The sequence below is a fragment of the Oricola indica genome, from assembly GCF_965227485.1.
In the GTDB taxonomy this organism is placed as follows: Bacteria; Pseudomonadota; Alphaproteobacteria; order Rhizobiales; family Rhizobiaceae; genus Oricola; species Oricola indica.
This window is the reverse complement of sequence record NZ_OZ245747.1, coordinates 4885473-4905475: the sequence shown is the minus strand read 5'-3', so window position 1 is coordinate 4905475 and position 20003 is coordinate 4885473. Positions and strand designations below refer to the sequence as shown.

Here is a 20003-nt window from a genome sequence, read left to right as displayed (position 1 = left end):
GTCACTTGGCCGAGGCCAACTGCAAGGGTCCGCGTCGCGGCACGATATGGACGACCGAGTATCCGTTCCGCTTCAGCTCCGCGAGGAAGCCCGGCAGCATCGCAGCCGTGCGCGCTTGCAGGTCATGGAACAGGATGATGCCGCCGCCCTTGCGCCGAAGCGACGCCATGGTGCGCGCCGAAACCTGTTGTGGCCCTGATTTGAAATAGTCTTTGGAATCGATGTCCACATCGAGAACGACGACGCCGCGCGACGCCATATAGGAGCGAAGCCGGCTGGTATCGGCGAGGTAGGGGAACCGGAAGAACCTGACCGGCCCGCCGCCGGCGGCCCGGATCGCATCCTCGCCGCGCTTGATCTCGGCCACCGCCCGATCGAAGCTCATATGCGCAAGGTTCGGATGGCCCCATGTATGGCTGCCGATCGAATGCCCCCGGCCTGCCACCTTGCGAACGGTCTCGGGATGGCTCTTCGCCATCTGGCCAACCATCAGGAAGGTCGCCTTCACGCCGAACTGGTCGAGCGTCTTGAGAATGGAATCGGTGCGTCCCGGCACCGGCCCGTCGTCGAAAGTCAGGATCACTTCACGCGGCTTCAGACGGATGTCGTAGACATTCGAAACGGAAATGGTCCGCCCGGCGAGCCGCCCCTTTCGCGGTAGCACGTCATCGAAAGGCGCCCGTCCGGGCCTGACGAAGGCGGAGGCGACTTCGGTGCTGCCGGCTTCGGGAGATTTGCGGAATTTGTCCGGGGTTTGGCTGCTCGCGCAACCGGCGATGAGGAGGGCGCCGAGCAGCGGCGGCAGAAGGCGCTGGAACATGGGACTCGCACGGTCTGTTTCGCCCGTTTGTTTTCGCCGATTATGGTTAATGGACCCTTTCGGCCCGTCGCGGGCCTGCCGCGCCGCTGAAAGTTCGCGCCCCTTGCGCTTTGTCCGCGCGGGGCGTATATGGAGTTCAAATTCTTGGTCTTTTGAACAAGGGTGGGCCCGCAAGGACCCGCTCTTTTTGTTTTAGCGGTGAGGAACACACCAAATTGAGCGACGCATATCTGGCGCCGATCGAAAATGACGAACAGCGCATCGTCCGCGAGACGGGCGTGGATGCGCGCGTCGCGTCGATCGTCGAGCCCGTGCTCAATTCGGCCGGCTACCGGCTGGTCCGCGTCCGCCTGTCCGGAATGAACGGACTGACGCTTCAGATCATGGCCGAGCGTGCCGACGGCACCATGACCGTCGAGGATTGCGAGAACGTGTCGCGCATGATCTCGCCTCTGCTCGACGTCGAGGATCCGATCGACCGGGCCTATCACCTTGAAGTGTCATCGCCCGGCATCGACCGGCCGCTTGTGCGCATGTCCGATTTCGCGCGCTGGAGCGGCCATATGGCGAAGATCGACACGTCGGTGATTGTCGCGGGGCGCAAGCGCTTTCGCGGCACGATCACCGGACTTTCGCAGGACAGCGTCACGCTGGAATCCGACAAGGCCAGCTTCGGCGATTCGATGGTCGCGGATATCCCGCTCGACACGATCGCCGATGCACGGCTGATCCTGACCGATGATTTGATCCGCGCCGCGCTGAAGGCCGACAAGGCTGCCCGCCAGGCGCGTGGACTGGAACTGGAAGACGAGGACTCCGTATCCGACGACGATACGGACAACTGAAGGCCCACAGGAGACCGCAATGGCTGTCAGTGCAAACAGGTTGGAACTTCTTCAGATCGCCGATGCCGTGGCGCGCGAGAAGCTCATCGACAAGGACATCGTGATCGGCGCAATGGCCGATGCCATTCAGAAGGCCGCGAAGTCCCGCTACGGGCAGGAAACGAATATCCGCGCCGATATCAACACCAAGACCGGCGAGATCAAGCTGCAGCGTCTTCTTGAGGTCTCCGAGACCGTCGAGGACTCGGCGACGCAGATTTCCATCGAGCAGGCCCGCGACCGCAACCCGGACGCCCAGCCCGGTGACTTCATCGCCGAACAGTTGCCGCCGCTCGATTTCGGCCGTATCGCCGCACAATCCGCCAAGCAGGTCATCGTGCAGAAGGTCCGTGAGGCCGAGCGCGACAACCAGTATGACGAGTTCAAGGACCGCGTCGGCGAGATCGTCAACGGATCGGTCAAGCGCGTCGAATACGGCAATGTGATCGTCGATCTCGGCCGCGCCGAGGCGATCATCCGCCGCGACGAACTGATCCCGCGCGAGACCTACCGCTATGGCGACCGTGTGCGCGCCTATGTCTATGACGTGCGCCGCGAACAGCGCGGTCCGCAGATCTTCCTGTCGCGCACCCATCCGCAGTTCATGGCGAAGCTGTTCCAGATGGAAGTGCCGGAAATCTACGACGGCATCATCGAGATCAAGTCTGTCGCCCGCGACCCCGGTTCGCGCGCCAAGATCGCCGTCGTCTCGCGCGATTCGGCCATCGACCCGGTCGGCGCTTGCGTCGGCATGCGCGGCTCCAGGGTCCAGGCGGTCGTCGCCGAATTGCAGGGCGAGAAGATCGACATCATTCCTTGGCAGCCCGATGCGGCGTCCTTCATCGTCAACGCGCTGCAGCCGGCCGAAGTCGCCAAGGTCGTCCTCGACGAGGATGCCGAGCGCATCGAGGTCGTCGTGCCGGACGAGCAGCTGTCGCTGGCCATCGGCCGCCGCGGCCAGAACGTCCGTCTTGCCTCGCAATTGACCGGCTGGGATATCGACATCCTGACCGAGGAAGAGGAATCGGCGCGCCGTCAGAAGGAATTCGTCGAGCGCTCGAACCTGTTCATGGAATCGCTCGATGTCGACGAGATGGTCGGCCAGGTCCTGGCCTCGGAAGGCTTCACCTCGATCGAGGAAGTCGCCTATGTCGATGCCGAGGAAGTCTCCTCCATCGAGGGCTTCGATGAGGAAACCGCCGCCGAGATCCAGACCCGCGCGCGCGAGCACCTCGACCGCATCGAGGCGGAAAACGACGAGAAGCGCAAGACTCTGGGCGTCGCAGACGAAATTCGCGAAGTTCCCGGCATCACCACCGCGATGATGGTCGCGCTCGGCGAGGAAGGCATCAAGTCGATGGAAGACTTCGCCGGCTGTGCCTCCGACGATCTCGTCGGCTGGCGCGAGCGCAAGGATGGCGAGACGACGTTCCATGACGGCGTCCTGACGCCGTTCGGCGTCAGCCGCGTTGATGCCGAGGAAATGGTCGTCGCCGCGCGTCTCGCCGTCGGCTGGATCACCGAGGAGGACCTGCGCGCCTCCGAGGAGGAAGTCGAGGGCGAAGGCGAAGAGGAAGCCGTGGAAGAAGCTCCGGTCTCGACCGGCGTGATCTTCGACGCCTGAGACGAACGATGCGCGCGCGGACGGAGATAACGGCACTTGGGCGGGATCGCAGGCAAGAAGGACGACATGAACGACCGCACCTGCATCGTGACCGGGAAGGCCGGGTCCGTGGACGACATGATCCGCTTCGTGGCGGGTCCCGACGGGACGGTCGTCCCTGACCTGAAGCGCAATCTGCCGGGTCGTGGCTGTTGGGTCACGGCCAGGCGGGACCTCGTCGACAAGGCCGTTGCGAAGAAACTGTTTCGCCGCGGTCTGAAACAGGAAGTGTCCGCCGATCTTGAACTCGGCGCCCTCGTCGATCATCTGATAGCTAGGCGCGCGCTCGGCCAACTGGGTCTGACACGCAAGGCCGGCGGTGCCGTCACGGGACACGCCCAGGTCGACAAGGCAGTGCGAAGCGGCATGGCGATCGCCGTTCTGCACGATCCGTCCGCGGCTGCGGACGGCGTGCGCAAGATTGACCAGGCCCGGACATTCGTCCGCCGTATGGAAGGGCCTGATATACCCGCGTTCAAATCCTTTGCCGAGGGCGAATTGGATTTGGCATTGGGCGCGGGAAATGTGATACATGCTGCGATACTTGACGGACAGCCGGGACGTGCCGCACTGCGGCACCTTGTGTTTCTCGACCATTTCCGGCATTCCAGCGCAGAAAATGACAGATCAGGCGGTTCGAGCGAAAAGACCGCAAAGGACATGACTACGGAATGAGTGATACGACAGACGACAAGAAGACAGGCGCGGACGGCAAACGCACGCTGACGCTGAAACGCTCCGGCGGTGACAAGAGCACCGTCCGGCAGAATTTCAGCCACGGCCGCACGAAGTCGGTTGTCGTCGAAACGCGCAAGCGCAAGTTTACGCGGCCCGACGAAAAGCCGGCCGGCTCCGTTGCGTCCGGCGTAAAGCCACGCGCAGCCGCACCGGCTCCGGCGCCCGAGGCGCCGAAGCCCGCCGCTCCGCGTCCCGCGCCGGCGGCCGACGATCGTAGCGGCGTTGTGCTGAACCAGCTCTCCGATAACGAGTTGGAAGCACGCAAGCGCGCGCTGGAAGAGGCCAAGGCCCGCGAGGTCGAGGATCGTCAGCGTGCGGCCGAAGAGGCCAAGCGTCGCGCCGAGGAAGATGAGCGCCGTGCGCAGGAGCGTGCCGAATCCGAACGCCGTCAGCGCGAGGAAGAAGAGCGCCTTGCCGCCGAGAAGGCCGCGCGCGAACGCGCCGAGGTCGAGGCCGCCAAGCGTGCGCCGGAAGCCGAAGAGGAAAAGCCCGCAGCGGCCGCCAAGAGCGGACGCCGTGCAGCGGGCGACGCGGACGACGGACGCGGTGGTCCGCGCCGGTCCAGCCGCGCCGTCGAAGCGCCGCCGAAGCCGGCGCCGCGCCGCGAGGATGAACGCCGTCGCGGCAAGCTGACCCTGTCGAATGTCGGCGCCGACGCCGAAGGGCGTTCGCGCTCGCTGTCGGCCATGCGTCGTCGCCAGGAGAAGTTCAAGCGCTCCATGGCGTCGAACGAGCCGCGCGAGAAGATTTCCCGCGAGGTGCAGCTGCCCGAGACCATCACGATTCAGGAACTTGCCCAGCGCATGGCCGAACGCGCCGTCGATGTGGTCAAGTATCTGATGAAGGAAGGTCAGATGATGAAGCCCGGCGATCTGATCGACGCCGATCTGGCCGAACTCATCGCTGGCGAATTCGGACATACCGTCCGGCGCGTCACCGAGGCCGATGTCGAGGAAGGCATCTTCGACGTCGAGGACAATCCCGACGACATGCGGCCGCGTCCGCCGGTCGTGACCATCATGGGTCACGTCGATCACGGCAAGACCTCGCTGCTCGATGCGATCCGCAACGCCAATGTGGTGTCCGGCGAAGCCGGCGGCATCACCCAGCATATCGGCGCCTATCAGGTCGAGAAGGACGGTCAGAAGATCACCTTCCTCGACACGCCGGGACACGCCGCCTTCACGGCGATGCGCGCGCGCGGTGCCCAGGCCACCGATATCGCCATCCTCGTGGTCGCGGCGGATGACAGCGTCATGCCGCAGACGATCGAATCGATCAATCACATCAAGGCGGCCGGCGTGCCGATGATCGTGGCGATCAACAAGATCGACAAGCCGGACTCCGATGCGCAGAAAGTGCGCACCGAACTGCTCCAGCACGAGGTCTTCGTGGAATCCATGGGTGGTGAAATCCAGGATGTCGAGGTCTCGGCGCTCAAGGGCACCAATCTCGACGGCTTGCTCGAGGCGATCCTGCTGCAGTCGGAACTCCTCGAACTCAAGGCTAATCCGAACCGCACGGCCGAAGGCGTGGTCATCGAGGCCAAGCTGGACAAGGGCCGCGGTTCGGTTGCGACCGTGCTCGTTCAGGCCGGTACGCTCAGGACTGGCGACATCGTCGTCGCCGGCGACGAGTCGGGCCGTGTCCGCGCGATCATCAACGATCGCGGCGAGCAGTTGAAGGAAGCCGAGCCGTCGCTTCCGGTCGAGATACTCGGTCTCAGCGGAACGCCGCAGGCCGGCGACCGTGTCGCCGTGGTCGATTCGGAAGCGCGTGCCCGCGAAATCTCCGAGTACCGCCAACGCGTGTCGCGTGAAAAGGCGGTTGCCCGCCAGGCTGGTTCGCGCGGTTCGCTCGAGCAGATGATGGCCCAGGCCCGCGACAACGAGCTGGCCGAGTTCCCGCTTGTCATCAAGGGCGATGTGCAGGGTTCCGTGGAGGCGATCCTCGGTGCGCTCGATAAGCTTGGCACCGACGAGGTCCAGGCCCGCATCGTCCATTCGGGTGCAGGCGGCATCACCGAGACCGACGTCTCGCTTGCCGAATCCACCGGCGCCGCGATCATGGCGTTCAACGTCCGTGCCAACAAGCAGGCCCGCGAAGCCGCCGAAGCCAACGGCGTCGAGATCCGCTACTACAACATCATCTACAACCTGCTGGATGATGTGAAGGCGGCCATGTCCGGCCTGCTTTCACCGGAACGTCGCGAGACCTTCCTCGGCAATGCCGAGATCCTGGAGGTGTTCAACATCACCAAGGTCGGCAAGGTTGCCGGTTGCCAGGTCACCGAAGGCAAGGTCGAGCGTGGAGCCGGCGTGCGCCTCGTGCGCGACAATGTCGTGATCCACGAGGGCAAGCTGAAGACGCTCAAGCGCTTCAAGGACGAAGTTGCGGAAGTGCCGGTCGGCCAGGAATGCGGCATGGCGTTCGAGAACTACGACGACATCCGTGCCGGCGACGTGATCGAGTGCTTCCGCGTCGAGGAAATCGCCCGGACGCTCTGACGCCGGGCGCGACGTGAAATCCGAGTCGGGCCGGTAGCGATACCGGCCCGCCGCTTTTTGGGGGCGAAGGCGTGGAGCAGGATGATCCCGACAGCGGCCAGCCGATCCGAACCTTTACTTACCGCCTGACGCCGCAAGACGCTTACGCATGGGTCTCCATCCCGCGCCCCTATTCGGGCGCCGGAAAATTTCTTTCCATCCTCTGGCTGATGCTGGCCGGTGTCGCGATGGGGCTGCTTCCGGAAAGCATCGTCGGCGCGGATCGTTCCCTGCGGTGGTGGGCGATTGGAGGAGGACTTCTCCTCTTCCAGTTCGCGGTCCTCGTCCTGGTCTTCAATCTGCGCCTCCGGCGGCGTGCCCGCCGGCTGGTGCCGGCGCCATGCGATGTTGAACTGGAGGAATGGGGCGATCATCTCTGCGAGAAGCGCGACGGCCGCACAACCGAGGTGCCGCTCGAAACGATCGCGTCGGTGATGCGCACCGAGCGTCACGTCTTCATCGATGCGCCGGACGATATCCTGATCATCCCCGCGCGCGCCTTCGAGGACACCGGCGAGATGGTTGCCTTCGCCGAGGGTTGGGAGGAGGCCGCCCGCGACCCCGAGACGTTCCTTTACGGCGCAAAGGGTGGCGAAAACCGATAACCGGCGTTATGACGCGCCAAACGCTCTCCGGTCCGATCCCGCGGGGCGAACAAAACAGAGTAAGCCAATGTCACGTTCTGAACAGTCGAAGGGGCCGTCCCAGCGCCAATTGCGTGTCGGCGAACAGGTTCGCCACGCCCTCACCGAAATCCTGCAGCGCGGCGAAGTCCGCGATCCGATCCTCGAAGGCTCGGTGATCTCGGTCAACGAGGTGCGCATGTCGCCGGACCTCAAGATCGCTACGGCCTATGTCACGGCGCTTGGACGCGAGGACATGGACCCCGTCATCAAGGCGCTCGCCGCCAACGCGAAATTCATTCGCGGCCGCGTCGGCCCGTCCTTGCGCCAGATGAAATACATGCCGCAATTCCGCTTCCGCGCCGATACCAGCTTCGACAATTTCTCGAAGATCGACGAATTGCTGCGGTCTCCCGAGGTTGCGCGCGATCTCGACCACGGGGAGGGAGACGAGAACGAGTGAGGGCGGGCGAAGCGGCAACCTGCTGGCTGTGCGACCGGGCGCTCGGGCCCCGCGTCGAATGGCACCACCCGGTGCCGAAAAGTCGCGGCGGCCGGGACACGGTCCCAGTCCATCCGATCTGCCACGCCACGCTGCATCGCCATTTCTCCAACACGGAGCTTGCGATCTTCGGCGACGATGTCGCGGCGCTGAGACGACAGGAGAAGGTCGCGCGCTTCCTGCGCTGGATCGACCGCAAGCCGCCAGAATTTCACGCGCCGACCCGCAAGCGGCGCAACTCGATATAGAATCCGCCGCGCCTTCGCCGGCGGATGCATGAACGGACAGGAAAAACATGGGTCGCAGAAAGAAAAAGGGCCGTCCGGTATCGGGCTGGCTGGTGCTCGACAAGCCGCTCGGCATGGGGTCGACCGACGCCGTCTCGAAGATCAAATGGCTGTTCAAGGCGGAGAAGGCGGGCCATGCGGGCACGCTCGACCCGTTGGCCTCCGGCATCCTGCCGATCGCGCTCGGCGAGGCGACCAAGACGGTGCCCTACGTGATGGACGGCGCCAAGGTCTATCGCTTCACCGTCGCGTGGGGCTCGGAGACGGCGACCGACGATGCCGAGGGCGAGGTGCTCAAGACCTCGGACGACCGTCCGGCCCGCGATGACATCGAGGCGATCCTCGGAGATTACACCGGCACGATCCAGCAGAAGCCGCCGGCCTATTCGGCGATCAAGATCGCCGGCGAGCGCGCCTATGATCTCGCCCGCGAGGGCGAAGCCGTCGACATTCCGGCCCGCGAGATCGAGATCGAGAGCCTGGAGATCGTCAGCCACGAGGACGGGCGCACCGCCTTCGAGGTCGATTGCGGCAAGGGAACCTATGTCCGTGCTCTTGCCCGCGACATGGGGCGCGATCTCGGCTGCTACGGCCATGTCGTCGAATTGCGTCGCACGGTCGTCGAACCCTTCGACGAGGAAGACGCGGTTTCGCTCGGGGAACTGGAAAAGGCCGTCGCCGAGGCCGAAGCGTCCGTGGCCTCCGAAGGCGAGGAGGATGAAATTGTCGAGGAGCGCCTGAAAGCGCGGTTCGCGGCGCTCGATCCGGTTCTCCTGGATACCGGCGAGGCGATGGATGGTTATCCGCAGGTCGTCATGTCGGGAGATCAGGCGAACCGCATTCGTCTTGGCAATCCGGTGATCCTGCGCGGCCGCGACGCGCCGCTGCCCGCCGAAGACGCCTGTGCTTTCGAACATGGCAGGCTGATCGCCATCGGCGAAATCGCCGGCGGCGAGTTCCGGCCGCGCCGCGTCATCAAGACCTGACCTGCCGCGCGGGATCGCAAGAATGCGACCTGCCGGATCGCTGCGCCGATAGCGTCTCGCATGCGCCTTGTGCTGGTGTAGCGAAACAAACAAACGAAAGGATCTCACCATGATCGAGAAACGGGATTTCTACATTGACGGCAAATGGGTCGCGCCGCGCGCGCCCAATGATTGCGACGTCATCGATCCGGCTACGGAAGAGGCCTGCGCCGTCATTTCGCTGGGCGCGAAAGCCGATGTCGACGCTGCCGTCGCGGCCGCGCGCCGCGCTTTCCCGGCCTGGGCGGCGACGCCGCTTGAAACCCGCATCGCGCTGCTGGAAAAGCTCGACGCCATCATGCAGCGCCGCATCGGCGAACTCGGCGAGGCGATCTCGCTGGAAATGGGCGCGCCGATCGATTTCGCCACCAACGATCAGGCGGCCTGTGGCCCGTGGCACATGAGCGGCTTCCTGGAAGGTGCGAAGCACATCGCGTGGGAAGAACCCTTCGCCGACGGACAGGTGATCGTGCGCGAGCCGATCGGCGTCTGCGGCCTCATCACGCCGTGGAACTGGCCGATCAACCAGATCGCGCTGAAGGTCTATCCCGCGCTTCTGACCGGCTGCACCTGCATTCTGAAACCCTCGGAGATCGCGCCGCTCTCGGCGCTCCTGTTCGCGGAATTCGTCGACGAGGCGGGTTTCCCGGCGGGCGTGTTCAATCTCGTCAATGGCGACGGTCCGGGCGTCGGTGAGGCAATGTCCCACCACCCCGATATCGACATGATGTCGTTCACCGGGTCCACTCGCGCCGGGACGGCCGTTTCCAAAGGCGCGGCCGAAACGGTCAAGCGCGTCACGCTGGAGCTTGGCGGCAAGTCGCCCAACATCATCTTCTCCGATGCCGACCTGCCGCGCTCCATCCGCCGCGGTGTCAATCACTGCATGGAGAACACCGGCCAGTCCTGCAACGCGCCGACCCGCATGCTGGTCGAACGCCCGGTTTACGAAGAGGCGGTCGATCTGGCCCGGCAGTCCGCCGAGGCCGTCGGCGTCGGCAATCCGCGCGAGCATGGAAATCATATCGGCCCTCTCGTCTCGCAGGCGCAGCTCGACAAGGTCCAGGGCCTGATCGAGACCGCCATTTCGGAAGGCGCGCGCCTCGTCACGGGCGGCATGGGCCGCCCGGACGGCGTCAATCGCGGCTTCTATGCGCGCCCGACGGTCTTCGCCGACGTGGATAACGGGATGACGATCGCACGCGAGGAGGTCTTCGGTCCGGTGCTGGTCATGATCCCCTTCGAGGGCGAGGAAGAGGCTGTCGCCATCGCCAACGACACGCCTTACGGCCTTGCCGCCTATCTATCGACGGGCGACGCCGAAAAGGGCCAGCGCGTCGCGCGGCAATTACGCGCCGGCATGGTCCGCGTCAACGGCGCCGGCTTCTCCGCCGGCCATCCCTTTGGCGGCTACAAGCAGTCCGGCAACGGCCGCGAAGGCGGTCGCTGGGGCATCGAGGATTTTCTGGAGGTCAAGATCGTCAGCGCGCGCTAGCCGGCGAAGCGTCATGTCGAGCGGTATCTCCGGAAACCCTCGACATTTGGCCTTTCATCGCTTATATGCGCGCCAGCATTCCAGAAATGCGAAACACGGCCCCTGCTGGACGACATCCCGGCACAGGGCGGCTCACCCGAACAAAAAAGGGGCTTGGCCCCGAAATAGAAAGGACACACGATGTCGATTACGCCTGAGCGCAAAGCCGAACTTATCCAGAAATTCGCGACCAAGGAAGGCGACACAGGTTCGCCGGAAGTCCAGGTGGCGATCCTCACCGAACGGATCACCAACCTGACCGAACACTTCAAGGGCCACAAGAAGGACAACCATTCCCGCCGTGGCCTCCTGAAGATGGTTTCGCAGCGCCGCAGCCTTCTGGACTATGTGAAGCGCATTGACGTGGCACGGTATCAGACGCTGATTTCCGAACTCGGCATTCGCCGCTAACAAATTGACGGACCGGTCCTGCCGGTCCGTCTTTGCCATTCCGGGGCATTAACCGGAAAACACCGGCCGGCGGACATCGTTGCCGCCGCCAGACCCGAGGGAGCTTCGGGGCAGGATTGCCGGCTGCTTGAGACCGTTCCAAGCATCCTGTCGTCTTGCCCGTCGCTCGTTCAGAACGAAGACAGGGGCGATCCGCGCGATAACGCAGCGGATGCGTTCCGCATAACAAGGACAAGACATGTTCAATCATCACAAGGTCGAAATCGACTGGGGCGGCCGCCCGCTCATTCTCGAAACGGGCAAGGTCGCCCGTCAGGCGCATGGCTCGGTCATCGCCACCTACGGCGAGAGCGTCGTTCTGGCCACCGTCGTCTCCGCCAAGGAGCCGAAGCCCGGCCAGGATTTCTTCCCGCTGACCGTCAACTACCAGGAAAAGACCTTCGCGGCCGGCAAGATCCCCGGCGGCTTCTTCAAGCGTGAAGGCCGCCCGTCGGAGAAGGAAACGCTGACCTCGCGTCTGATCGACCGCCCGATCCGCCCGCTTTTCCCCGACGGCTACAAGAACGACACCCAGGTCGTCCTCACCGTTCTGCAGCATGATCTGGAAAACGATCCGGACGTCCTCGCCATGGTCGGCGCTTCCGCTGCGCTGACGCTCTCCGGCGTTCCCTTCATGGGCCCGATCGGAGGCGCGCGCGTCGGCTACATCAACGGCGAATATGTGCTCAACCCGCATATCGACGAGATGGAGGAAAGCGAACTCGATCTGGTCGTCGCCGGCACCACGGACGCCGTTCTGATGGTCGAGTCGGAAGCCAACGAACTGTCCGAGGACGTCATGCTCGGCGCGGTCATGTTCGGCCATCGCTCGATGCAGCCGGTCATCAACGCCATCATCAAGCTGGCCGAAGTCGCCGCCAACGAGCCGCGCGATTTCCAGCCGGAAGATCTCTCCGCCCTCGAAGGCGAGATGGAAGGCCTCGTCGCCTCGGAACTGGCGGAAGCCTACACCATCACCGACAAGCAGGACCGCTACAAGGCCATCGACGCCGCCAAGGCGAAGGTGAAGGCGCATTTCGCGCCCGCCGAAGGCGAGGAAGCCGCATGGACCGGCGAGCAGATCGGCTCGGTCTTCAAGTCGCTTCAGGCCAAGGTGGTCCGCGGCAACATCCTCAAGACCAAGACCCGCATCGACGGCCGCGATCTTTCGACGGTCCGCCCGATCGTGTCGGAAGTCGGCATCCTGCCGCGCACGCACGGTTCGGCCCTGTTCACCCGTGGTGAAACCCAGGCTCTCGTCGTCGCCACGCTCGGCACCGGCGAGGACGAGCAGTTCATCGACGCGCTGACCGGGACCTACAAGGAATCCTTCATGCTGCACTACAACTTCCCGCCCTATTCGGTCGGTGAAGCAGGTCGCATGGGCTCCCCGGGCCGCCGCGAGATCGGCCACGGCAAGCTGGCATGGCGCGCGGTGCACCCGCTCCTGCCGAGCGCCGAGGAATTCCCCTACACGCTGCGCGTCGTCTCCGAGATCACCGAGTCCAACGGCTCGTCCTCGATGGCAACCGTTTGCGGCACCTCGCTGTCGCTGATGGATGCGGGCGTTCCGCTGAAGTCGCCGGTTGCGGGCATCGCCATGGGCCTCATCAAGGAAGGCGAAGACTTCGCCGTCCTGTCCGACATTCTCGGTGACGAGGATCATCTCGGCGACATGGACTTCAAGGTGGCCGGTTCGGCCAATGGCGTGACCTCGCTGCAGATGGACATCAAGATCCAGGGCATCACCGAGGAAATCATGCGCGTCGCTCTCGACCAGGCAAAGGACGGTCGCCTGCACATCCTCGGCGAAATGTCGAAGGCGCTGTCGGAAAGCCGTGCGGAACTGGGCGAATTCGCCCCGCGCATCGAGCAGCTGCAGATCCCGGTCGACAAGATCCGTGACGTCATCGGCTCGGGCGGCAAGGTGATCCGCGAGATCGTCGAGCAGACCGGTGCGAAGATCAACATCGAGGACGACGGCACGGTGAAGATCGCATCGGCCTCCGGCAAGGAGATCGAGGCGGCCAAGAAGTGGATCCACTCCATCGTGGCAGAGCCGGAAGTCGGCGAGATCTACGAGGGCACGGTCGTCAAGACCGCCGATTTCGGCGCCTTCGTGAACTTCTTCGGCCCGCGTGACGGCCTCGTCCACATTTCGCAGCTCGCGCCCGAGCGCGTCGGCAAGACCACCGACGTCGTCAAGGAAGGCGACAAGGTCTTCGTCAAGCTGATGGGCTTCGACGAGCGCGGCAAGGTCCGCCTGTCGATGAAGGTCGTCGATCAGGAGACCGGCAAGGAAAAGCCGCGCGAGGAAAAGGCCGAATAGGTCCTTTCATCCCGGAATGAACAACGACGCGGGGCATTTTGCCCCGCGTTTTTTCTTTGAGGCACGAAATGAGCGGCGCTGTCGAAACCCTGTTCCTGCCCCTGTCGTCCGGCGATATCGACCCGCCGCGCGAAGGCGAGCGCGTCGCTTTTCTCAACGCCGCCGTTCCGCTGTCTGCGCCTGACCCGGCACTCAAGGCCGCGCTTTTGTGCGAGCAGGGCTTTCGCCCGGACTATCTCGCGCTGGAACGTGCCGGTTTCGTCGTGACTGCCGACCTTAATGCGCAAGATGGCAGCCTGGCTGCCGCGCTGGTTCTGGCCGGCAAGCACAAGGGCGAGAACCATGCGATGCTCGCGCGTGCCGCCCGCCTTGTGAAACCCGGAGGCACCATCGCCGTCGCGGGCGACAAGGCACTCGGCATTGCCAGCTTGCGCAAATGGGCCGGAGACCGCGTCGCGATCGAAGGCTCGCTCGCCAAGCACCGCGCCACGGTCTTCTGGTTCGCCGCGCCGGGCGATGAGACCTTCGCCGATGCGTTTACAGCGCCCGCCACCGTGGATGGCCGCTTTGAAACCGCGCCGGGCATGTTCTCCCACACCAGGCCCGATCCCGGCTCCATCCTTCTGGCGCGCCATTTCGATGACCGGATCAAGGGCGCGGTCGCCGATTTCGGCGCGGGCTGGGGCTATCTGGCGGCGCATGTGCTGGAAAAGGGGCGCCCGCAAAGCCTGGCGCTTTTCGAGGCGCATCAGCCCTCGCTGCAGGCCGCAGGGCGCAATCTCGCGGATATCCTTGGCGACGTGACGCTCGAAATGCATTGGGCCGACCTGACATCCGAACCGCTCGACCGCCGCTTCGACTGGATCGTCATGAATCCGCCCTTCCATGCCGGCCGCGGGTCGGAGCCGGATATCGGCAAGGCCTTCATCGCCGCGGCCTCGAAGGCGCTGAAGCCCGGCGGCCGGTTGCTGATGGTCGCCAATCGGAAGCTGCCCTACGAGCAGGCGCTGGCGCAGGGGTTCCGGCACGTGAAGGAAGTAACAGTGGAAGCCGGTTATAAGGTCGTGGAAGCTTTACGCTAGCACGCGCTCGGGCTCGTCGTGCTCTTCGCGGGTGTCCTCGATTGCGACCGGTTTGCCGAAGTAATACCCTTGCATCAGCGTGCAGCCGGCAGCCTCCAGGAGAAGCTTTTGCGCCTCCGTTTCAACGCCTTCGGCCAGCACCGAGACGCCGAGCGCATGTCCGAGATTGACGACCGTGGAAATGACGGCCGCGCCGTTCTCGTGCTCGCCGATCCGCGCCACGAGCGACTGGTCGAGTTTCAGCTTGGTAAAGGGCAATTCGGTCAGGTAGCCGAGATTGGAATAGCCTGTTCCGAAATCGTCGATCGAGATAGCACAGCCAAGATCGCGGATTTCCTGGAACTTCCGGCGCACGGTAAAGTGATCGAGGATCAGGATGTTCTCGGTGACTTCCAGTTCGATCCGTTTCGGCGAGACGCCGTGAGCGCGCATCACTTCTGAAAACCGCGCGACGAAGTCCGGATATTCCAGTTGCTTCGGAGAGACGTTCACGGCGATCGTGACATCCCGCGGGAACCTGGCGATGTCCTCGCACACCCGTTTCAGTACCCACATTCCGATCTGACCGATCAATCCGCATTTCTCGGCGACAGAGATGAACTCCGAGGGCGGAATGTAGCCCTTCTCGGGATGGTTCCAGCGCAAGAGCGCCTCGTACCCGACGACCTCCCCCGAAATGCTCTGCACCTGAGGCTGGTAGACCAGTTCGAAATCGCGCGTATGCACAGTCTTCGCAAGCTCGCTCTCGATCCATTTGCGGTAGGTGTCTGTCCGGGTCATCTCCGGATGGTAGATGGCCCAGTTTCCGAGCCCGCCCGCTCGCGCATTGCTGCGCGCCAGGTTCGTCCGTCTCAGCGCGGTGGCCATGGAACGGTTTTCCGGGCCGAGTTCGACGAGGCCCGCCGTGCAGAAAATCGGTATCACATGGTGGCCCAGGCGGATCGGCCGGGCCATCTCTTCCAGCACGGCCGTCATCACGGCATGCAGTTCGCGTTCGTCATGACTGACCTGGAACGCGAAGGCGAATTCGCTTCCGGTGATCCGCGCCACCGGGCCCAGGTCGCCGACCAGCCGGCGGATACGGTCGCCGATATATCGAAGTATCTCGTCACCGGTCTCCGCGCCATGCACCTGATTGATGTCGCGAAATGTGTCGACCTCGATCGATACGAGCATCCAGCGCATCAGCTTGTGCATATGGCTCTCACCGGATTCTTCCAGGCCCGTGACGGCCTTTTCCAGACCTTCGCGCGAAAGAAGGCCGGTGGCGGAGTCGGTGGCGAGCGCGGCCTCGTAGACTTTCGAGGCTTCGTCGGAGCCGATGAAATAGGCATGTGCACAGCCGGCCCCTGCAAGTGCGGACAGGCCGGCGATAATCGCTGAAATGGCGTTGAAATCGGATGCGCCGGCGGCGTCCAGCTGGTTCATCATCACCGCCCAGAGGCTGAGTGAAGCGGCGCCGAAGCCGCTCGAAAAAATCGTGATCAGCCGGAAAAGACTCGAATGTGCAACGGTAGACCGACTAGACATGACAACCTCGAACATTTCGGAGATTGCCCGTCAAACCCTAATAAGCCGTTGCTTAACAGTCGTTTTTTGGACTGTCGCGGCAGCCTATTTGGGGTCGAGCTTGCGCAGTTCGTCCATCATCGGCATCGACATGATGTTGTACCCCGAATCCACGTAATGAATTTCACCCGTGACGCCCGAGGACATGTCCGACAGCAGATAGAGAGCCGACTGTCCGATTTCCTTGATGTCGACAGTCCGACGGAGGGGAGAATTGCGCTGCTGGTATGAGAAAATCGGCCGTGCGTCGCCGATGCCAGCACCCGCAAGCGTCCGCACCGGCCCCGCCGAGATCGCGTTGACGCGCACCCCGTCTTCGCCGAAATCGGCCGCCAAATACCGCACCATCGCCTCCAGAGCCGCTTTCGCGATGCCCATCACATTGTAGTTCGGCATCACGCGCACCGATCCGCCGTAGGTCAGCGTCAGCACCGATCCGCCCTTGTTGAGCAGCGGTGCGGCAAGCTGTGCGACTTCGGTGAAGGAATAAGCCGAAATCACCATCGTGCGCGTGAAGTTGGCCCGCGTGGTGACGTCGAGATAGCGGCCCCTGAGTTCGTTGCGGTCCGAAAAGCCGATGGCATGAACGAGGAAGTCGATCGATCCCCATTCGGATTTCAGCGTGTCGAAAACGCTTTTGACGCTCTCGATGTCCTCGACATCGCATGGCATGAGCAGTTTCGAGCCGATCTCCTCGGCCAGCGGTTTCACGCGTCTGCCGAATGCATCGCCCTGATAGGTCAGCGCGATCTCGGCGCCCTGGTCGGCCAGTGCCTTGGAGATTCCCCAGGCGATGGAGTGGTCGTTGGCCACTCCCATGATCAAGCCGCGTTTTCCCGCCATTAACCCGTTCATGCTTGCAGTTCCTCTCAGGTCAGCCGTTATGGCGTTGGAAAACCAGGGTGGCGTTGGTGCCGCCGAAGCCGAAGGAGTTGGACAGCACCGTATCGATCTTGGCGTTGTCGATGCGTTCACGCACGATCGGCATGCCTTCGAACTCCGGATCGAGTTCGCTGATATGGGCGCTCTCGCCGATAAAGCCGTTCTGCATCATCAGGATCGAATAGATCGATTCCTGCGCCCCGGCCGCGCCGAGCGAGTGGCCGGTCAGCGATTTCGTCGAGGCGATGTAGGGCATTTCCTCGCCGAAGACCTCGCGGATCGCCGCCATTTCGCGGCTGTCGCCGACGGGCGTCGAGGTGCCGTGCGTGTTGATGTAATCGGCCTTGCCGTCGACGGTCGCCATCGCCTGGCGCATGCAGCGCACCGCGCCTTCGCCGGAAGGCGCCACCATGTCGTAGCCGTCGGAGGTCGCGCCGTAGCCGACGATCTCGGCATAGATCTTCGCGCCACGCGCCTTGGCGTGTTCCAGTTCCTCGAGCACCAGCACGCCCGCGCCGCCGGCGATGACGAAGCCGTCGCGCGCCACGTCATAGGCCCGCGAGGCGGTTGCGGCCGTATCGTTATGCTTCGACGACATCGCGCCCATCGCGTCGAACAGGTTCGACATCGTCCAGTCGAGATCCTCGTGGCCGCCGGCGAAGACCATGTCCTGCTTGCCCCAATGGATCAGTTCGTAGGCGTTGCCGATGCAATGCGCCGATGTCGAGCAGGCCGACGAGATGGAATAGTTGACGCCATGGATCTTGAACCAGGTCGCCAGTGTCGCCGATGCGGTTGACGACATCGCCTTCGGCACCGCGAACGGCCCGATGCGCTTCGGAGACCCTTTCTCGCGGGTGATGTCGGCGGCCTCGACGATCGTGTGGGTCGACGGTCCTCCCGATCCCATGATGATGCCGATCCGGTCATCGGTGATCGTGTCCGTGGTCAGCCCCGCATCGGCGATCGCCTGTTCCATGGCGACGTGGTTCCACCCCGCGCCCTGTGACAGGAATCGCATGGCGCGCCGGTCGACGAGTTCGCTGGGGTCGAGCGTTGGCGCTCCCCAGACCTGGCAGCGGAATCCGCGTTCAGCGAAATCCGGAGAAAAACTGATGCCGGATTTCGCTTCGCGCAGCGAGGCGGTGACCTCTTCGGCATTGTTGCCGATGGATGAAACGATACCCAGCCCTGTAACGACGACGCGTCTCATGAAAGGCTCCCTGGCTTGTGTGGAGGGCGCTGCGGCCCTGCAGGCTGCGTTGTGTCAGGCCGTTTTTTCTTGGAACAGACCGACACGCAAGTCCTTCGCCTGAAAAACCGTTTCGCCGTCGGCCTTGACGAGGCCATCCGCGATCCCGAGCACCAGCCGGCCGCGCATCACGCGCTTGAAGTCGATCTCGTAGCTGACCAGCTTCGTCTTCGGCGTCACCATGCCCTTGAACTTGACCTCGCCCGTCGAGATTGCGCGCCCCTTTCCGGGCTCGCCAAGCCAGCCGAGGAAGAAGCCCGTCAATTGCCAGAGCGCATCGAGGCCGAGGCAGCCGGGCATCACCGGGTCGCCGATGAAGTGGCAGGGGAAGAACCAGAGATCGGGTTTGATGTCGAATTCCGCGCGGATCTGACCCTTGTCGTTCTCGCCGCCGGTCTCGCTGATATTGGTGATCCGGTCGACCATGAGCATCGGCGGAGCCGGCAGCTGCGCATTGCCCGGACCGAACATCTCGCCGCGAGCGCAGGTCATCAACTCCTCGAATGTATAGCTGGATTTCTGGTCAGCCATCGGCCGCTTCTTCCCTTCGTGTTCTTTCAGGCGTCGCGGGAGGGTTCCTCCAGACCCGCGCCTATTGATCGTTCAAGCCATAGCGAATATATGAAGACCACTGCAAGGGACAGAAAAATTCGCTGTTTTGCACGCAAGTTGAAACACGTTATGCGGGAATTGGACGAGGAATTGGCTGAGTCTGGGGTGGAGATCAGGCACAAACTGCAGAGCGCGGGGCTTCGGCCGACGCGGCAACGCGTTGCGCTTGCTGAACTGTTATTCGCTCAGGGTGATCGCCATCTCGCCGCCGAGGACCTGCATGGCGAGGCGCTCGCCTCCGGCGTGCCCGTCTCGCTTGCGACCGTCTACAACACGCTGCACCAGTTCACCGATGCGGGCATGCTTCGCATTCTGTCGGTGGAGGGCTCGCGCACCTATTTCGACACCAACACCTCCGATCACCATCACTTCTATGTCGAGGAGGATGGCGAGGTGATCGACGTTCCGGTCTCGAGCCTCTCGGTTCAGAACCTGCCCGAGCCGCCCGAGGGCATGGAAGTCGCCAACATCGATGTGGTGATCCGGCTGCGCCGCAAGCGCTGAGCCGCGGGCTTTCTCTATCTACTTGATGACTTCGTCCGGATACGCGCCCCAGAGCTCCGCCTGGTTGACGTAGCCGCGAAGCTTGCGGCTCTCGTAGCCGACTTCCAGCTCGCACCAGGCGCCGTCGCAGGATGCGATCTTGCCGACAACGCCCGGTTCAAGATAGGCGACCACGCCGGCCGCGGCGGCAGGCGTGTTGTAGAGAATCACCGTGTCGTCGGGGGAATTTTCTTCGCGCCAGGGCGAAGCGATGGCCGTGCGCTCGCCCGAAAGCAGCGAACTGTGGATCCACCCCGTGGTGCCGTCCGCGTCGCGCACCCGGCGCCAGTTGTCATATTCCTGGATGATCTCCATCGGAATGCCGTTCTTCAGGTACCGGTAGGCGACCGAGTAGTCCGACCCCGGCCCGACGCGCATGTTCACCTTCGTCGCCTTGAGGCTGACGTAACGCGGCAGCGGCAATCCGCTCGCACCGCGATTGATCGAACCGGTCTGCTGCGCGGTCGCCGGCGCGGCGGTCGCGAAGGCGGCAACCGCGATGGCGAGGGCAATGGCGGCTTTCGGCGCGGCGGAGAGGAAGAAACGGGAATACATGCGGTCTCGGCCTTTCGATTTTCCGGGCGGTCGCGGTGCTGCGGAGGGGAGCGTCGCGAACGCGCGCAAAACTCTTTGTCATGGCCCGGCCGCCTTGCTAGAGAACG

19 protein-coding genes are annotated in these 20003 nt (G+C 63.6%); 13 read left to right on the top strand and 6 right to left on the bottom strand.

Annotated elements, in window-relative coordinates:
- Position 1: 1 nt before the first annotated feature.
- Positions 2-820 (bottom strand): polysaccharide deacetylase family protein, encoded by an 819-nt coding sequence (locus ACQK2M_RS24225; protein WP_425419924.1) that lies wholly within the window; start codon positions 818-820, stop codon positions 2-4.
- Between the two features lie 215 nt (positions 821-1035).
- On the opposite strand from ACQK2M_RS24225, the gene rimP reads away from it, so the two are divergent.
- From rimP to ACQK2M_RS24165, 12 genes are all read left to right on the top strand, one after another.
- Entirely contained in the window at positions 1036-1665 is a 630-nt protein-coding gene (gene rimP, locus ACQK2M_RS24220; RefSeq protein ID WP_425419923.1) for a ribosome maturation factor RimP, read from the top strand.
- 19 nt (positions 1666-1684) lie between these two features.
- Positions 1685-3328: a transcription termination factor NusA gene (gene nusA / locus ACQK2M_RS24215; RefSeq protein WP_425419922.1), complete on the top strand. Its 1644-nt coding sequence runs from the start codon at positions 1685-1687 to the stop codon at positions 3326-3328.
- A 66-nt stretch (positions 3329-3394) separates the two neighbouring features.
- The gene (locus tag ACQK2M_RS24210; RefSeq protein WP_425420126.1) at positions 3395-4042 is read left to right on the top strand and encodes an RNA-binding protein; all 648 of its coding nucleotides are present in this window, start codon (positions 3395-3397) and stop codon (positions 4040-4042) included.
- On the top strand, positions 4039-6612 hold the full coding sequence (gene infB, locus ACQK2M_RS24205) for a translation initiation factor IF-2 (protein WP_425419921.1): 2574 nt from the start codon (positions 4039-4041) through the stop codon (positions 6610-6612). The genes ACQK2M_RS24210 and infB overlap by 4 nt, the downstream gene beginning before the upstream one ends.
- 71 nt (positions 6613-6683) lie before the next feature.
- Complete coding sequence (locus tag ACQK2M_RS24200; RefSeq protein WP_425419920.1) at positions 6684-7256, top strand: hypothetical protein; 573 nt, start codon at positions 6684-6686, stop codon at positions 7254-7256.
- 67 nt (positions 7257-7323) lie between these two features.
- Positions 7324-7737 carry a 30S ribosome-binding factor RbfA gene (gene rbfA / locus ACQK2M_RS24195; protein WP_425419919.1) on the top strand — a complete coding sequence of 138 codons (414 nt, stop codon included), beginning with the start codon at positions 7324-7326 and terminating at the stop codon, positions 7735-7737.
- Positions 7734-8024: an HNH endonuclease gene (locus tag ACQK2M_RS24190; protein ID WP_425419918.1), complete on the top strand. Its 291-nt coding sequence runs from the start codon at positions 7734-7736 to the stop codon at positions 8022-8024. The genes rbfA and ACQK2M_RS24190 overlap by 4 nt, the downstream gene beginning before the upstream one ends.
- A gap of 47 nt (positions 8025-8071) precedes the next feature.
- A complete protein-coding gene (gene truB, locus ACQK2M_RS24185) occupies positions 8072-9049 on the top strand; it encodes a tRNA pseudouridine(55) synthase TruB (RefSeq protein ID WP_425419917.1) in 978 nt (325 codons plus the stop codon).
- A 109-nt stretch (positions 9050-9158) separates the two neighbouring features.
- Complete coding sequence (locus ACQK2M_RS24180; protein ID WP_425419916.1) at positions 9159-10583, top strand: aldehyde dehydrogenase family protein; 1425 nt, start codon at positions 9159-9161, stop codon at positions 10581-10583.
- A gap of 180 nt (positions 10584-10763) precedes the next feature.
- On the top strand, positions 10764-11033 hold the full coding sequence (gene rpsO / locus ACQK2M_RS24175) for a 30S ribosomal protein S15 (protein ID WP_223479138.1): 270 nt from the start codon (positions 10764-10766) through the stop codon (positions 11031-11033).
- 238 nt (positions 11034-11271) lie between these two features.
- Complete coding sequence (pnp, locus tag ACQK2M_RS24170) at positions 11272-13401, top strand: polyribonucleotide nucleotidyltransferase (protein ID WP_223479137.1); 2130 nt, start codon at positions 11272-11274, stop codon at positions 13399-13401.
- Positions 13402-13469: 68 nt separating this feature from the next.
- Positions 13470-14483, top strand: coding sequence for a class I SAM-dependent methyltransferase (locus ACQK2M_RS24165; protein ID WP_425419915.1), 1014 nt, complete (start codon positions 13470-13472; stop codon positions 14481-14483).
- Here the strand turns inward: ACQK2M_RS24165 and ACQK2M_RS24160 are convergent.
- From ACQK2M_RS24160 to fabA, 4 genes are all read right to left on the bottom strand, one after another.
- Positions 14475-16013: a putative bifunctional diguanylate cyclase/phosphodiesterase gene (locus tag ACQK2M_RS24160; RefSeq protein WP_425419914.1), complete on the bottom strand. Its 1539-nt coding sequence runs from the start codon at positions 16011-16013 to the stop codon at positions 14475-14477. The genes ACQK2M_RS24165 and ACQK2M_RS24160 overlap by 9 nt on opposite strands.
- 84 nt (positions 16014-16097) lie before the next feature.
- Positions 16098-16907: an enoyl-ACP reductase FabI gene (gene fabI / locus ACQK2M_RS24155; RefSeq protein WP_223479134.1), complete on the bottom strand. Its 810-nt coding sequence runs from the start codon at positions 16905-16907 to the stop codon at positions 16098-16100.
- 19 nt (positions 16908-16926) lie between these two features.
- Entirely contained in the window at positions 16927-18147 is a 1221-nt protein-coding gene (gene fabB, locus ACQK2M_RS24150) for a beta-ketoacyl-ACP synthase I (RefSeq protein WP_425419913.1), read from the bottom strand.
- A gap of 54 nt (positions 18148-18201) precedes the next feature.
- A complete protein-coding gene (fabA, locus tag ACQK2M_RS24145; RefSeq protein WP_223479132.1) occupies positions 18202-18717 on the bottom strand; it encodes a 3-hydroxyacyl-[acyl-carrier-protein] dehydratase FabA in 516 nt (171 codons plus the stop codon).
- A 150-nt stretch (positions 18718-18867) separates the two neighbouring features.
- Between fabA and irrA the strand changes: the two genes are divergently transcribed.
- Positions 18868-19302, top strand: a complete 435-nt coding sequence (gene irrA, locus ACQK2M_RS24140) for an iron response transcriptional regulator IrrA (protein WP_223479131.1) — start codon at positions 18868-18870, stop codon at positions 19300-19302.
- 18 nt (positions 19303-19320) lie between these two features.
- Here irrA and ACQK2M_RS24135 read toward each other — a convergent pair whose 3' ends face one another.
- Complete coding sequence (locus ACQK2M_RS24135) at positions 19321-19896, bottom strand: SH3 domain-containing protein (RefSeq protein WP_425419912.1); 576 nt, start codon at positions 19894-19896, stop codon at positions 19321-19323.
- Between the last annotated feature and the right edge of the window lie 107 nt (positions 19897-20003).